Source organism: Streptomyces sp. R28 (assembly GCF_041052385.1).
Taxonomy (GTDB): Bacteria; Actinomycetota; Actinomycetes; order Streptomycetales; family Streptomycetaceae; genus Streptomyces.
In genome coordinates this window covers 9,376,764-9,391,205 of record NZ_CP163439.1, presented here as the reverse complement: position 1 = coordinate 9,391,205, position 14,442 = coordinate 9,376,764, and the positions used below count along the sequence as shown (strand labels likewise).

Genomic DNA, 14,442 nt, shown 5'->3' with positions numbered 1-14,442 from the left:
GGCGATTTCTCGCCCCCCGCCCGCCCCTACCCGTCCCATCCCGGGGCGCTGCCCCGGACCCCCGCTGGGGGGCTGCGCCCCCAGACCCCGCTTCGGCCCTGAACGGGCCTCGTCCTCAAACGCCGGACGGGCTGAGTGCGTCACGCGTCCCCGGACGGGCTGAGGGCCTCACGCGTCCTCGAACCGCTCCCCCTTCTCCGCCTTCTCCACCAGCAGCGCCGGCGGCGTGAACCGATCCCCGTAGCTCTCCGCCAACTCACGCGCGCGGGCCACGAAGCCGGGGACGCCGCCCTCGTAGCCGTTGATGTACTGCAGGACGCCGCCCGTCCAGCCGGGGAAGCCGATGCCGAAGATGGAACCGATGTTGGCGTCGGCGACGGATGTCAGGACGCCCTCCTCCAGGAGCCTGACCGTGTCGAGCGCCTCCGAGAACAGCATGCGTTCCTGCATGTCCCGGAAGGGGATCTCGGCGCCCTCGCGCGTGAAGTGCTCGCGCAGGCCCGGCCACAGGGCCGTCCGCTTGCCGTCGGCGTCGTAGTCGTAGAAGCCGGCGCCCGCGCTGCGGCCCGTGCGGTCGAACTCGTCGACCATGCGGTCGATGACGGCCTCGGCGGGGTGGGACGTCCAGGTGCCGCCCGCCTCCTCCACGGCCCGCTTGGACTCGCTCCGGATCTTGCGCGGCAGCGTGAGGGTCAGTTCGTCCATCAGGGAGAGGACCTTGGCGGGGTAGCCCGCCTGGGCCGCCGCCTGTTCGACCGACGCGGGCTCGATGCCCTCGCCGACCATCGCCACGCCCTCATTGATGAAGTGGCCGATGACGCGGGAGGTGAAGAAGCCGCGGGAGTCGTTGACGACGATCGGCGTCTTGTTGATCTGGCGGACCAGGTCGAAGGCGCGGGCCAGCGCCTCCTCCCCCGTACGCTCGCCCTTGATGATCTCGACCAGCGGCATCTTGTCGACGGGCGAGAAGAAGTGCAGTCCGATGAAGTCGGCCTGGCGCTCGACGCCCTCGGCCAGCGCGGTGATCGGCAGCGTGGAGGTGTTGGAGCACAGCAGCGCGTCAGGCGCGACGATGTCCTGGATCTCCTGGAACACCTTGTGCTTGAGCTCCGGGTTCTCGAACACCGCCTCGATGACCGCGTCACAGCCGGCCACGCCCTGGGGGTCGGCCGTCGGCGTGATGCGCGCCAGCAGGGCGTCGGCCTTCTCCTGCGTCGTACGGCCCCTGGAGACCGCCTTCGCGCACAGCTTCTCCGAGTAGGCCTTGCCCTTGACCGCGGCTTCGAGGGTCACGTCCTTCAGGACCACCTCGATGCCGACGCGGGCGCACGAGTAGGCGATGCCCGCACCCATCATCCCGGCGCCCAGGACGGCGACCTTGCGGACCCCCCGCGCCTCGATGCCCTTGGGGCGGTTGGCGCCGGAGTTGACGGCCTGGAGGTCGAAGAAGAACGCCTGGATCATGTTCTTGGACGTCTGGCCCGCCGCCAGCTCCACGAAGTAGCGGGCTTCGATGACCTGTGCCGTCTCGAAGTCGACCTGCGAGCCCTCGACGGCGGCCGCCAGGATGTTGCGCGGGGCCGGGTAAGGAGCGCCGTTCGTCTGCTTGCGCAGGTTGGCCGGGAAGGCGGGCAGGTTCGCCGCGAACTTGGGGTTGGCGGGCGTACCGCCGGGGATCCGGTAGCCCGGCTTGTCCCAGGGCTGCTGCGACTCGGGGTTGGCCTCGATGAAGGCGCGGGCCTTGGCGAGCAGTTCCTCCTGGGTGGCGGCCACGTCGTCGATCAGGCCGTTCTGCAGGGCGCGCTGCGGGTTGTACTGGGTGCCCTGGAGGAGGACCTTCAGCAGCGCGTCGGCGATGCCGAGGAGACGGACGGTGCGTGCGACGCCGCCACCGCCCGGGAGCAGGCCGAGGGTGACCTCGGGGCAGCCGATCTTGGAGCCGGGGGCGTCGAGGGCGATGCGGTGGTGGCAGGCGAGCGCGATCTCGTAACCGCCGCCCAGGGCCGCACCGTTCATCGCGGCGACGACCGGCTTGCCCAGGGTCTCGATGCGGCGCAGGTTCCGCTTGATCTCCATGCCGCCGTCGAACAGCTCCTGCGCGGTCTCGGGGGTGACCCGGATCAGGTCGCGCAGGTCGCCGCCGGCGAAGAAGGTCTTCTTGGCGGAGGTGATGATGACGCCGCGGATGGTGTCCTTCTCGGCCTCCAGCCGGTCGGTGATCACGGCGAGGGAGGCGCGGAACGCCTGGTTCATGGTGTTCGCGGACTGGTTGGGGTCGTCGAGGACGAGGGTGACGACGCCGGTACGGTCCTGTTCCCAGCGGATGGTGGTGCTCTGTGTCATGACAGGGTCTCCGTTGAAGTCTGTTGGTGTAGCGCTGATTCCGCCGGGGATCAGATGCGCTCGACGATCGTGGCGATGCCCATGCCGCCGCCGACGCAGAGGGTCGCGAGGCCGTACCGCTTGTCCTGGCGCTCCAGTTCGTCGACGAGCGAGCCGAGGATCATCGCGCCGGTCGCGCCGAGCGGGTGGCCGAGGGCGATCGCGCCGCCGTTGACGTTGACCTTGTCCAGGGACAGGCCCATGTCCCGCACGAAGCGCAGCACGACGGCGGCGAAGGCCTCGTTGATCTCGACGAGGTCGATGTCGTCGATGGTCAGCCCGGCCTTGGCGAGCGCCTTGCGGGTGGCGGGGGCGGGGCCGGTGAGCATGATGGTGGGCTCGGAGCCGGAGACGGCGGCGGAGACGATCCGCGCGCGCGGCGTGAGTCCGTAGCGCTCGCCGACCTCCTGGGTGCCGATGGCGACCAGCGAGGCGCCGTCGACGATGCCGGAGGAGTTGCCCGCGTGGTGGACGTGGTCGATCTTCTCGACCCAGTGGTACTTCTGCAGCGCCACGGCGTCGAAGCCGCCGAGGTCACCGATGTCGGCGAAGGAGGGCTTCAGCTTGGCGAGGGAGTCGGCGGTCGTGCCCGGGCGCAGGTGCTCGTCGTGGTCGAGGACGACGAGGCCGCTGCGGTCCTTGACCGGGACGACCGAGCGGTCGAAGCGGCCCTCCTTCCAGGCCGTCGCCGCCCGCTCCTGGGACAGGGCCGCGTACTCGTCGACGTCGCGGCGCGAGAAGCCCTCGATGGTGGCGATCAGGTCGGCGCCGATGCCCTGCGGCACGAAGTTGACGGCGAGGTTGGTCATCGGGTCGTTGAACCAGGCACCGCCGTCCGAGGCCATCGGCACCCGGGACATGGACTCCACGCCGCCCGCGAGGACGAGGTCCTCGAAGCCCGAACGGACCTTGGCGGCGGCCATGTTCACGGCCTCCAGGCCCGACGCACAGAAGCGGTTCTCCTGCACGCCCGCGACGGTGTCCGGCAGTCCGGCGGCGATCGCGGCGATACGGGCGATGTCCGAGCCCTGGTCGCCGACCGGGCCGACGACGCCCAGCACGACGTCGTCGATCGCGGCCGGGTCCAGGCCGGGGAAGCGGTCGCGGAGCTCGTGGATGAGGCCGACGACCAGGTCGATGGGCTTGGTGCCGTGCAGGGCGCCGTTCGCCTTGCCGCGGCCGCGCGGGGTGCGGATCGCGTCGTACACGTACGCTTCGGTGCTCACTGGTAAGCCTTTCGGGGTGAGGGTCAGCCCAGCAGGGAACGGCCGATGATCTCCTTCATGATCTCGGTGGTCCCGCCGTAGATGGTCTGGATGCGGCCGTCCGTGAAGGCCCGGGCGATGGGGTACTCGGTCATGTAGCCGTAGCCGCCGTGCAGTTGGAGACAGCGATCGGTGACCCGCTTCTGCAACTCGGTCGCCCACCACTTGGCCATGGAGGCGTGCACGGCGTCGAGCTCGCCGCTGTCGTGGTCCGCTATGCAGCGGTCGAGGAAGGTGCGGGTGACGGCGCACTCGGTGGCCATCTCGGCTATCTCGAAGCGGATGTGCTGCTTGGTGGCGAGCGGCCGGCCGAAGGCCTCGCGCTCCTTGACGTACTCGGTGGTGATCTCCAGCAGGTGCTCGGCGGCGGCGATCGCGGAGACCGCGATGCTCAGGCGCTCCTGGGCGAGGTTCGTCATCAGGTGGACGAAGGCGCCATTGAGTTCGCCGAGGAGGTTCTCCTTGGGCACGCGTACGTCGTGGAAGAACAGCTCGGCCGTGTCCTGCGCCTTCTGGCCGATCTTGTCGAGGTTGCGGCCGCGCTCGAAGCCGTCCATGCCGCGCTCGACGACGAGCAGCGACAGTCCCCGCGCGCCGCCCTCGGGGGTCGTCTTCGCCACGACGATGACCAGGTCGGCGAGGATGCCGTTGGAGATGAACGTCTTGGAGCCGTTCAGCACCCAGTGGTCGCCGCGGTCCTCGGCGTGAGTGCGGATGCCCTGGAGGTCCGAGCCGGCGCCGGGCTCGGTCATGGCGATGGCCGTGATCAGCGAGCCGTCGCAGAAGCCGGGCAGCCAGCGCCGCTTCTGCTCCTCGGTGGCGAGCGAGGTGAGGTACGGGCCGATGATGTCGTTGTGCAGGCCGAGGGCGATGCCGGGCGCGCCCGCGCGGGTGAACTCCTCGGCGAGTACGGCGCTGTAGCGGAAGTCGGGGGTGCCGCCGCCTCCGTACTCCTCGGGAACGGCGAATCCGAGCAGCCCCTGCTTTCCGGCCGCGCGCCAGGCGTCGCGGGAGACGATGCCGTCCTTCTCCCACTGCTCGTAGTGCGGCAGCACCTCCCTGGCCAGGAAGGCACGCACGGTCGCGCGGAACGCGTCGTGCTCGGGAGCGAAGATCTGCCGCTTCATTCGAGACCCTTCGTCAGTTCGGGTACGTCCCAGTCGCGGGCCACCTCCGCGGTGTCGGCGCCCGGTTGCGCCGGGCCGCCGCGAACCGCGGTGGGGGTCGCGGAGAAGCGGGGTGCCGGGGCCGGCTGGGTGATGCCGCCGTGGTCGGTGAAGGTGCCGCGGGCGGCGAGGTGCGGGTGGTGCGGGGCCTCGCGCAGGGTCAGGACGGGCGCCACGCAGGCGTCGGAGCCCTCGAAGGCGGCCGTCCACTCGTCCCTCGTACGGGACTTGAAGCGGGCCGCGACCGCCTCGCGCAGCTCACCCCAGCGGGTCCAGTCCTTGCGGGCGGAGGCGAAGTCCGTGAGGTCGAGCAGTTCCAGGAACTCTGCGTAGAACTGGGGTTCCAGGGCGCCGACCGCCATGTACTTACCGTCGGCCGTCTCGTAGGTGCCGTAGTAGGGGCAGCCGCCGTCCAGGAGGTTGGCGCCGCGCCGGTCCTGCCAGCCGCCGGCGGCGAGCATGCCGTGGATCATCGCGCCGAGGTGGGAGGTGCCGTCGACGATGGCGGCGTCGACGACCTGGCCGGTGCCGCTCGCGCGCGCGTGGTGGAGGGCGGCGAGGACGCCGACGACGAGGTAGAGGGAGCCGCCCGCGTAGTCGCCGACCAGGTTGGCGGGGACGGCCGGTGGTTCGTCGGGGCTGCCGATCATGCCGAGGGTGCCGGTCAGCGCGATGTACGCGATGTCGTGCCCGGCGCGGTGGGCGAGCGGGCCCTCCTGGCCCCAGCCGGTCATGCGGCCGTAGACGAGCGCCGGGTTGCGGGCGTGGCAGGCCCCGGGGCCGACACCGAGACGCTCGGCGACGCCGGGGCGGTACCCCTCGATGAGGATGTCGGCGCGGGCGGCGAGGTCGAGGACGCGGGCGGGGCCGTCGGGGGACTTCAGGTCGACGATCACCGAGCGCTTGTTGCGGTTGGTGATGTCGTACTCGGTGTCGATGGCGAGTCCCGTGCCGCCGGGCCGGTCCACGCGGACCACGTCGGCGCCCAGGTCGGCGAGGAGCATGGCGGCGAACGGGCCGGGCCCGATCCCGGCCAGCTCGACCACGCGCACGCCGGTGAGCGGGCCCTGTCCTGGCGTCGTTGCCATCCAGCCCCCAGGGAGACACGAGGAGACCGACCGCGGAGGATCGATCGCGGAGAACCAATCACGGAGATGTGACACAACTGCTGTAACACCAGTGATGCTAAGAACTCGTTCCACCCGACACAAGAGCAAGCGCTTAGGAAGTTACCCGCCGGAAGCCCGCCTGCGAACCGCCGCCGGAGGAATCAGCACCCGTCCAGCTCGGCTTATCAGCCGCTTCGGCGCGATCGTGCGGCAGCTCTCCTCCGCCCAGTCGCACGGCAGCTCCGCCCGCGGGGCGCCCTGCTGCGCGCAGGTCAGGGCGTGGGCGTGGGCCGCCTCGTCCTTGAGCTTCACCGTGATGCCCAGCGGGTGGCTGCCGTCGTCGACATCCAGGAAGACGAACACCTTCTTGTTGACCTTCGCGACCGTCTCACCCCAGGGGCTGTATCGATATGCGGCTCCGCCGCGTGGCCCGGCGACGCCCGGCACGCCGAGGGCGAACTCGCGCGCTTTCTCCCACTTCTTCAGTGCATTCCCGGGCACGGCCACCGCATACCTCCCAGCCTCGTCGTCGGGCTCCGCACTCCTCACGCTAGCCTCGGCCACCGACAACGGCGCGTGCTGCGAGACCGAGGGGTGTCATGACCAGGCTGAACAGGACGGATCGTCCGTACGACATCGTGCTCTTCGGGGCCACGGGCTTCGTCGGGACGCTCACCGCGGAGTACCTGGCCGCCCATGCGCCCGAGGGACTGCGCTGGGCGATCGCCGGCCGCAGCAAGGAGAAGCTGGAGCGGCTGCGCGAGTCGCTGCCCGGCGGGGCGGGGATCGGGGCGCTGGAGGCGGACGTGGCCGATCCGGCCTCGATGCGCCGTCTCGCCGAGCACGCGCGCGTGGTGGCCACGACGGTGGGTCCCTATGTGACGTACGGCGAGGACCTCGTCGCCGCCTGCGCGGACACCGGCGCCGACTATCTCGACCTCTCGGGTGAGCCGGAGTTCGTGGACCGGACCTACGTCCGGCACGACGCACGCGCGCGTGAGACGGGCGCGAGGCTGGTGCACGCCTGTGGCTTCGACTCGATCCCGCACGACCTGGGCGCGTACTTCACCGTCCAGCAGCTGCCGGAGGGCGTGCCCCTGGCGGTGGACGGGTTCGTGACCGCCGACGCCACCTTCTCGGGCGGCACGTTCGCGTCGGCGCTCAACCAGTTCTCGCGCGGCCGCCAGATGATGACCGCAGCACGCGACCGGGCCCGCCACGAGCCGCGGCTGATGGGGCGCCGGGCGATGGCGCCGACGGGTGCGCCCCGGTTCGCCAAGGAGGTCGGCGCCTGGGCGGTGCCGCTGCCGACGATCGACCCGCAGATCGTCAAGCGATCCGCGCGGGCCCTCGAGCGCTACGGCCCCGACTTCCGCTACCGCCACTACGCCGCCGTACGACATCTGCCGATCGCCGTGGGCGGGGCCGCCGCGATGGGCGCGCTCGTCACGGCCGCCCAGTTGCCGCCCGCCCGGCGCTGGTTGTCCGACCGGCTGAAGCCCGGCGAGGGGCCGGGCCCCGAGAAGCGCGCGAAGAGCTGGTTCTCGGTCCGCTTCGTCGGCGAGGGCGGTGGCCGGCGCGTCTTCACCGAGGTGGCGGGCGGCGACCCCGGATACGGCGAGACGGCGAAGATGTTCGCCGAGTCGGCCCTGTCCCTCGCCTTCGACGACCTGCCGCCCACGGCCGGCCAGGTCACGACCGCGGTCGCGATGGGGGACGCGCTGATCGAGCGGCTGCGTACGGCGGGGATCACGTTCCGGGTGGCCGCGATCAGGTGAACCCGCCCGGGGCTTGTCGGATCGGGCGGCGCGGCTGAGGTCCGGTCGGCGTGTGCTCGACGGCTTCGGGGGGGGCCGCTCGGCCTCGACGGGAAGATGTGCTCGCTGTCCCTGTCCGCAGCCCCGGCCGGGCCGGCATCGGCCGGGTGTGCGGGGTGGTGACGTGGCCGCCGCCGGCCGGAGCGCCTCCGAGGTCCGGACCGGCAGACCGAGTATGACCAGGCATGACCAGGCATGACGAGGCATGGCGAGGTAGGGCGAGGCTGCTCCTGGAGGCCGCCGCCCCCTCGTTACCGGCGACGGCGGCGGCCGCGCTGCCCGCACGTCCGGCGGCTGCGGCACTGACGCTCATGGAACCATCCGAGGACAGCGAGCCCGGCCCCTCGGCGGACCCGGCACCGGCTGCGGCTGCGGCTGCGGCTGCGGCCAGGCGGCGTACGCCCGGTACCGCAGCGAACACGCCCGGTGCCGCTGCGAACCCGGCAGCCACCGCAACCCGGCGCCCGCCCGCGCCCGACTGGCCGGCCACGCTCGACTTCACGACCCACATCCTGGTCGGCGCCAACTGGCTGCTGCACGACGCGGCGCGCGACCTCGGCGGTCAGGTGCCCGACGCCGCGTGCCCGCCGGGTACGTGAGGCGGCCGAGTCGACGGCCGACGCGGCCGGCCGGACGGGTCGCCGACTTCCCGCCCAGGGCATCGGGGTGCTGCCGATGCGCATCCCCTACTCGATCGCGTCCTCGCGGGTCGGCCCCGTACTCCGGGTCCTCGTGGACGTAGGGAACCGGCGCGTCACCCCGCGGGCGGATCTGCAGGCGACAGGCGACGGCACCGCCGTCAGGGTGGTGGCGTCGGGGTTCCGAGACGGCGCCGAAGGAAGGGCTCCTGGGACAGGACGGCGCCCGCGCTGAGGGCGATCGCGACGGCCACACACACGACGATCAGCCAGGACAGCAGGACGAAGACCGAACCCGCCGAACCGTAGTCGGCCAGGGCCCGGTTGAGCGCCCGCGGCATGTAGAAGTGGGCGGTCACGGACAGGCCACTGACCGCGACCGCCGTGATGACGGCCCCCGGCAGGAGTGGCTTCCAGCGGATGGCGCCGCCCAGCAGCAGGTGCTGGGTCCACCACCACATGACCGCCTGCATGACCAGGATGACCGAGAACCCCCACCCCGGCCCCAGACCGAACCCGTTGTGCAGCAGCCCTTGCACGACCAGTGCAGCGAGCCACAGGGCGATCCACGCCACCCACCTCCACGGAGCGACCTTCGCCCCGGTCCGAGGCAGCTGCCAGGCCCGTCTGCACAGCCGCTGAACCGCGCGGCTCACCGCGGTGGCCGACAGCAGCACCATCAGCCCGCCCACCAGGCCCGTCGCCTGGCGCAGATCGTCGGTCGGGGGCGCGAAGGCCTGCTCCACCTGGGCCTTCGTCTGCCCGGTCAGCCCGAAGACCGCACTGATCGACGCGGTGACCTGGTCCTGTACCGCCGTCGGCGCGTAGGCACTCACCACGAACAGCAACGGCACGGCGGTCAGGAAGCACTGCGCCGCGATACGGGTGGCGGAGTCGAAGATGTTCACCGACACCATGCGGTCCACGAGTCCTGTGACCACCGGGAAGCGGGTCTCCACGCGCGCGTGGAACGCTTTCTGCCAGGCCGTCAGATCCCTGACACGGCCACGCCACCACGACGGGCGCAGCACGGAGCGGCTCCGCCGACGGGTGCCGGCTGCGCGTCTCACCCCGTCGGGCCGACTCGGCGGCTTGCCCACGTTGCCGACGGCACCGCTGCGGAAGTCTCCATCGAGCCGCTCCTTCCCACCTCCAGGGTGCGCGACGAAGCGAGCCGCGGCACGCCGCCGCAGCGAGGGCGCAGGGGCCTGCCGCCACCCCCGCCGTCGCAGCCGACCCGATCCAGAAGACACCCCCTGGCCCCCACAGGTACCGCGGCGGCGACCGGCGGCCCGCGGCCCCGCGCGCCGATCCCGGACCCTCGGCTTAGTCTGATCCAGGGGCATTCGGGTGAATCGCACACCGAAAGGGCGGCCCCGATGGACGATTACCCCCTGATCGAGAACCACGGCCTCCTCGGCGATCTGCAGACCGCGGCGCTGGTGACGACGGACGGCAGCGTCGACTGGTTCTGCGCCCCGAGATTCGACTCGCCCAGTGTGTTCGGCGCGCTGCTGGACAAGGACAAGGGCGGGCACTGCACGGTCCGGCCGATGCACCCCGCCTACGCGACCAAGCAGTTGTACCTGCCCGACACGGCGATCCTGGTCACCCGGTTCATGACGGAGGCGGGCGCCGGAGAGGTGATCGACTTCATGCCCGTGACCGGGACGACGGTCACGGAAAGTCACCGCCTGGTGAGGATGGTCCGCTGCGTGCGCGGCAGGATGACGTTCGAGGCGGAGATAGCCCCGAGGTTCGACTACGGGCGGCAGGCGCACCGTTTGCACATCAGCACGCACGGGGCGGTGTTCGCCGCGGAGGACGGCTCGGAGCTCACCGTGCACCCCATCCGGGAACAGGACGACGAGCGGTTGCTGGACGTGCTCGCCGACCGGCGGGACGCCCTGCACTTCACGCTGACCCTGGAGGCCGGCCAGGAGCGGGGGCTGGCCCTGGAGTGGGCCGCCGAGGGGCCGCCCCGGGAGCTGCGACTGGCCGAGTACCAGGAACTGTTCGACGAGACCGTGCGGTTCTGGCGCGGCTGGCTGCACCAGTCGCGCTACACGGGACGCTGGCGCGAAACCGTGGAGCGCTCCGCGATCACTCTGAAGCTGATGACCTTCGCGCCCACCGGCGCCGTGGTGGCCGCCCCGACGGCGGCGCTTCCCGAACAACTGGGCGGAGAGCGCAACTGGGACTACCGCTTCACCTGGATCCGCGACGCCTCCTTCTCGGTCTACGCCCTGCTGGGGCTGGGCTTCACCGACGAGGCAAGCGCGTTCATCCAGTGGCTTTCCGACCGGGTCAGCGAGCGCGCCGGGAGGGACGGTGACACCGGCCCGCTGAACATCATGTACAAGGTGGACGGCTCCTCCGACCTGGACGAACAGGTCTTCGACCACTGGGAGGGCTACGCGGGTTCCGCGCCGGTGCGGATCGGCAACGGCCCCGCCACGCAACTCCAGCTGGACATCTACGGCGAGGCGCTGGACAGCATCTACTTCGCGCACCGGCACGGCCTCCAGGTGGGGCACCGCGGCTGGAACGCGCTGCTGACGAACCTCGACTGGCTGGTCGACCACTGGGACCAGGCGGAGGAGGGCCTGTGGGAGACCCGAGGCGGCCGGGAGGACTTCACCTACGGCCGCGTCATGTCCTGGGTGGCCTTCGATCGCGCCCTGCGGCTCGCCGAGTCGAACGGCCGGCCGGCCGGCGCCGCACGGTGGCGCCGCGCACGGGACGACTGCTACGAGCAAGTCATGGCCAAGGGCTGGAGCGAGGGACGTCAGGCCTTCGTCCAGCACTACGGCAGCGATGTCCTGGACTCCTCGCTGCTGCGCATGGCGACGGTCGGGTTCATCACCCCGCAGGACCCGATGTGGACGTCGACCCTCGGCACCATGGAACGGGAACTCGTCAGCGACAGCCTGGTCTACCGCTACAACCCCGAGGCCTCGCCCGACGGCCTGCGCGGCTCGGAAGGCACCTTCTCGCTGTGCACCTTCATGTACGTCGACGCCCTGGCGCGCGCGGGACGGACCGACAAGGCGCGGCTGGTGCTGGAGAAGATGATGGGCTACGCGAACCATCTCGGCCTGTACTCGGAGGAGATCGACCCGACGGGCCGCCAACTGGGCAACTTCCCGCAGGCGTTCACGCATCTCGCCCTGATCGACGCGGCGATCACTCTCGACGCCGCTCTCGACCGCGCCTAGTCCGGTGTTGCGCGTCGCGCCCTTGAACAGGCGCAGGTCCAGCCCCAGCCCGGCGTCGTAGAGGATGAGCGCCACCGAAAGCGACACCAGCGACGAGAAGTCCGCTCCGACGAGTTGGTCGGGGTGGACGACGTCGGATCAGGGCCGGGATCCGCAGGCGGCCGGCCAGGATCTGGGAGCCGACGGCGAGGGCCACGACCAGGGCCATGCCCAGCAGGATCTCGGCCTCGCTCACCGTGTCCTCACCCCTCACCCCTCACCCCTCGCCGCGCAGCCGGCGGCCGGGGCCGCCCAGGGACTCAGCCCTCGTCACCGGCACCGCTGCGCAGATCGGCGTCGGTGAGCCCCTCCAGTTCCCCGTGGGTGTCCAGCCAGTAGAGCAGGACGACCGCGGGCATGATCAGCGCGACGGCGACCAGGGTGACCAGGCCCAGCCAGCGCAGCGTGGTGTCCGCGCCCGCCGCCTCGGCGACGGTCAGGGAGGTCGGGACGAGGTAGGGGCGCTGTGCCATGCCCCAGGCGATGACGGCGGACGCCACCACGCCGACCGCGGTGACCCGGGACCAGGCCCCGGAGGGGCGGAGCAGCAGCCAGGCGGTGGCGAGGGTGCTCAGGGCCGCGACGACCACGAAGGCCAGCCCCGCACCGTGCGTGAGCCCGTGCCACACGTGCTGGGCGTCCTCGTGTGTGACGGCCAGCGTGGTCAGGGCAAGGGCGGCGACGAAGCCCAGGGCGGCCAGGGCCCGCCGCCGGAAGTAGCCGTCCAGATCCGGCGCGTCGAAGCGCCGCGCGTCCGCGGCGAGGAACACCGCACCGAGCAGGGCGGTAACCGCCACGGCGAGCAGACCGAACAGCACGGGGGCGGGGTGGGTCCAGGCATACGCCGAGGGCTGCGGTTCCGCGGTCACCCGGCCGGATGCCACTGCGCCGGCCGCGGCGCCGAGGAAGAACGGCGTCAGGAGGGAGGAGACGGCGAACACCGCGCCGTACAGGCGCCGGCCGGCCGGCCGCCGGGCGGGCTTGCGCAGCGCGAAGCCCGCGCCGCGCAGCACGATGCCCACGGCGGCCAGCGCGAGCGGCAGCCACATCGACTGGAACAGCTGCTGGAAGAGGACGGGAAAGCCGGTCCACATGATGACGAGGACGAAGATCAGCCAGACGTTGTTGACCTCCCACACAGGAGCCATCGCGTGGTCGATCAGCCACCGGGGCCGCTTGCCGCGCTCCGCTCCGCCGGCGGTCAGGTCCCAGAATCCGGCTCCGTAGTCGGTGCCGCCGGCGCAGGCGTAGGCGGCGACCGCGAGCAGCAGGACGACGGCGATGACGTCGGCGATCACGGCCGGTCCTCCGCGGCCGGGGACGTACCGTCGTCGCCGGACGGCGGCGTCACGCCGGACGGCACCGTGGGGCGCGGCCCGTAGGGCGTGCCCGTCTCGGGTGTCTGTGCCGGTGTCCCGGCCCCGCCCGGAGCCCTGTCCTCCTCGTCGGCGAGCCGCCAGCGGGTGCGCATCCGCAGCAGGATCGCGAGGAACGAACCGAAGATGAACACGTAGACCACGACGACCAGGCCGAACATGATCCACAGCGTCGTGGACCGGGTCGCTGTGACGGCCTCGGCGACCCGCATGTTCTCGTAGACGATCCACGGCTGGCGGCCCACTTCGGTGGTGATCCAGCCACACTCGACCGCGACGACGGAGGCGACGCCGGCCACTGCGGCGCACCGGTAGAACCACGGTGAGGCGGGCAGCCGGCGGCGGCGGAGCCACACCAGGGCGTACCACAGGGCGAGCAGCACGAGCAGGCTGCCGATACCGACCATGATGTCGAAGGCCCAGTGCGCGACGGTCGCCTGGCCGGCGTTCGGCCGGGCGTCCGCGGGGACGGAGGTCAGCCCGGTCACCCGGGTGTCCGGGCTGAAGCCGGCGAGGATGGAGTCGAGCTGCGGGATCTTGATGCCGCCGGAGACGCTCCCGTCCGGATGCAGCCGGCCGAAGAGGTACTCCGGCACGTGGGTGTCGGTCTTCCAGACGATCTCCATGGCGGCGAACTTCACCGGCTGCTTGTGGAAGACCTCCCGGGCGATGGAGTCGCCCAGCACGAACTGCACCGGCGTGCACACCGCGGCGACCGTGAAGGGGATGGCGAAACCGAGCCGGTGATAGCGGTCCCGGCGGCCGCGCAGCCGGCCGACGGCGTAGACCCCGGCCACGACATAGCCGGCCGTCACGAGCATCGCCACGACGAAGTGCCAGTACTGCGGGCCGAACATGGGCGTGAAGACCGCCTTCCAGATCTCCACGTCGACGGGGTCGCCCGCGGAGTCGAGGGAGAAACCGCGCGGGGTGTTCATCCAGGAGTTGGCGGCCAGGATCCCGAAGGCGCCGAGCAGGGCCGCGGCGGGCAGCGGCAGGCCGAGCAGGAAGTGGGTGCGGGCGGGCAGCCGTCGCCAGCCGTACAGGTAGATGGCGATGAGCACGGCCTCCAGGAAGAAGGCCCATGCCTCGACGCCGAACCCGATGCCGAAGACGTCGCCCCATCTGCCCATCAGGCCCGGCCAGAGCAGTCCGAACTCGAAGGACAGCACGGTGCCGGTGACCACCCCGATCGCGAACTGGACGGCCATCACCGCCGACCAGCGGCGCGCCAGCAGCAGGGCCGTCCGGTCGCCGCGGCGCAGTCCGTACCCGTGCAGGATGAGGGTGATCAGCGGCAGTGCCACGCCCAGCGGCACCAGGATGATGTGGGACGCCAGGGTGAAGGCCATCAGGGATCTGGCCGGCAGCAGCTGCGCCGGCGCGTCGGCCAGCACCTGCAGGGTGGTGTGCATCCGGGGTTCCGTCCGGG

General features: G+C 71.5%; 11 protein-coding genes. 3 read left to right on the top strand and 8 right to left on the bottom strand.

What is annotated here, in order from left to right; all coding sequences use genetic code 11:
• Positions 1 to 168: 168 nt before the first annotated feature.
• From AB5J49_RS41195 to AB5J49_RS41175, 5 genes are all read right to left on the bottom strand, one after another.
• A complete protein-coding gene (locus AB5J49_RS41195; protein WP_369173986.1) occupies positions 169 to 2,343 on the bottom strand; it encodes a 3-hydroxyacyl-CoA dehydrogenase NAD-binding domain-containing protein in 2,175 nt (724 codons plus the stop codon).
• Between the two features lie 50 nt (positions 2,344 to 2,393).
• On the bottom strand, positions 2,394 to 3,608 hold the full coding sequence (locus AB5J49_RS41190; protein ID WP_369173985.1) for an acetyl-CoA C-acetyltransferase: 1,215 nt from the start codon (positions 3,606 to 3,608) through the stop codon (positions 2,394 to 2,396).
• 23 nt (positions 3,609 to 3,631) lie between these two features.
• On the bottom strand, positions 3,632 to 4,774 hold the full coding sequence (locus tag AB5J49_RS41185; RefSeq protein ID WP_369173984.1) for an acyl-CoA dehydrogenase family protein: 1,143 nt from the start codon (positions 4,772 to 4,774) through the stop codon (positions 3,632 to 3,634).
• Positions 4,771 to 5,901, bottom strand: a complete 1,131-nt coding sequence (locus AB5J49_RS41180) for a CaiB/BaiF CoA transferase family protein (protein WP_369173983.1) — start codon at positions 5,899 to 5,901, stop codon at positions 4,771 to 4,773. Before AB5J49_RS41180 ends, AB5J49_RS41185 begins: the two co-directional genes overlap by 4 nt.
• Before the next feature lie 141 nt (positions 5,902 to 6,042).
• A complete protein-coding gene (locus tag AB5J49_RS41175) occupies positions 6,043 to 6,429 on the bottom strand; it encodes an MmcQ/YjbR family DNA-binding protein (RefSeq protein ID WP_369173982.1) in 387 nt (128 codons plus the stop codon).
• Between the two features lie 92 nt (positions 6,430 to 6,521).
• On the opposite strand from AB5J49_RS41175, the gene AB5J49_RS41170 reads away from it, so the two are divergent.
• Positions 6,522 to 7,700 (top strand): trans-acting enoyl reductase family protein, encoded by a 1,179-nt coding sequence (locus tag AB5J49_RS41170; RefSeq protein ID WP_369173981.1) that lies wholly within the window; start codon positions 6,522 to 6,524, stop codon positions 7,698 to 7,700.
• Positions 7,701 to 7,924: 224 nt separating this feature from the next.
• Positions 7,925 to 8,338, top strand: coding sequence for a hypothetical protein (locus AB5J49_RS41165; protein ID WP_369173980.1), 414 nt, complete (start codon positions 7,925 to 7,927; stop codon positions 8,336 to 8,338).
• Positions 8,339 to 8,538: 200 nt separating this feature from the next.
• Here the strand turns inward: AB5J49_RS41165 and AB5J49_RS41160 are convergent, their stop codons facing one another.
• Positions 8,539 to 9,408, bottom strand: a complete 870-nt coding sequence (locus tag AB5J49_RS41160; RefSeq protein WP_369173979.1) for a YhjD/YihY/BrkB family envelope integrity protein — start codon at positions 9,406 to 9,408, stop codon at positions 8,539 to 8,541.
• 348 nt (positions 9,409 to 9,756) lie between these two features.
• On the opposite strand from AB5J49_RS41160, the gene AB5J49_RS41155 reads away from it, so the two are divergent.
• Positions 9,757 to 11,595, top strand: coding sequence for a glycoside hydrolase family 15 protein (locus AB5J49_RS41155; protein WP_369173978.1), 1,839 nt, complete (start codon positions 9,757 to 9,759; stop codon positions 11,593 to 11,595).
• 299 nt (positions 11,596 to 11,894) lie between these two features.
• Here the strand turns inward: AB5J49_RS41155 and AB5J49_RS41150 are convergent, their stop codons facing one another.
• Both AB5J49_RS41150 and AB5J49_RS41145 read right to left on the bottom strand, forming a co-directional pair.
• On the bottom strand, positions 11,895 to 12,932 hold the full coding sequence (locus tag AB5J49_RS41150; protein ID WP_369173977.1) for a cytochrome d ubiquinol oxidase subunit II: 1,038 nt from the start codon (positions 12,930 to 12,932) through the stop codon (positions 11,895 to 11,897).
• A complete protein-coding gene (locus AB5J49_RS41145) occupies positions 12,929 to 14,425 on the bottom strand; it encodes a cytochrome ubiquinol oxidase subunit I (protein ID WP_369173976.1) in 1,497 nt (498 codons plus the stop codon). The genes AB5J49_RS41150 and AB5J49_RS41145 overlap by 4 nt, the downstream gene beginning before the upstream one ends.
• Positions 14,426 to 14,442: the final 17 nt, after the last annotated feature.

Bases quoted from the DNA above. Each gene is read 5' to 3' on its own strand.
- AB5J49_RS41195 (WP_369173986.1), bottom strand. From the start codon at position 2,343: ATGACACAGAGCACCACCATCCGCTGGGAACAGGACCGTACCGGCGTC.
- AB5J49_RS41185 (WP_369173984.1), bottom strand. From the start codon at position 4,774: ATGAAGCGGCAGATCTTCGCTCCCGAGCACGACGCGTTCCGCGCGACC.
- AB5J49_RS41180 (WP_369173983.1), bottom strand. From the start codon at position 5,901: ATGGCAACGACGCCAGGACAGGGCCCGCTCACCGGCGTGCGCGTGGTC.
- AB5J49_RS41170 (WP_369173981.1), top strand. From the start codon at position 6,522: ATGACCAGGCTGAACAGGACGGATCGTCCGTACGACATCGTGCTCTTC.
- AB5J49_RS41165 (WP_369173980.1), top strand. From the start codon at position 7,925: ATGACCAGGCATGACGAGGCATGGCGAGGTAGGGCGAGGCTGCTCCTG.
- AB5J49_RS41155 (WP_369173978.1), top strand. From the start codon at position 9,757: ATGGACGATTACCCCCTGATCGAGAACCACGGCCTCCTCGGCGATCTG.
- AB5J49_RS41145 (WP_369173976.1), bottom strand. From the start codon at position 14,425: ATGCACACCACCCTGCAGGTGCTGGCCGACGCGCCGGCGCAGCTGCTG.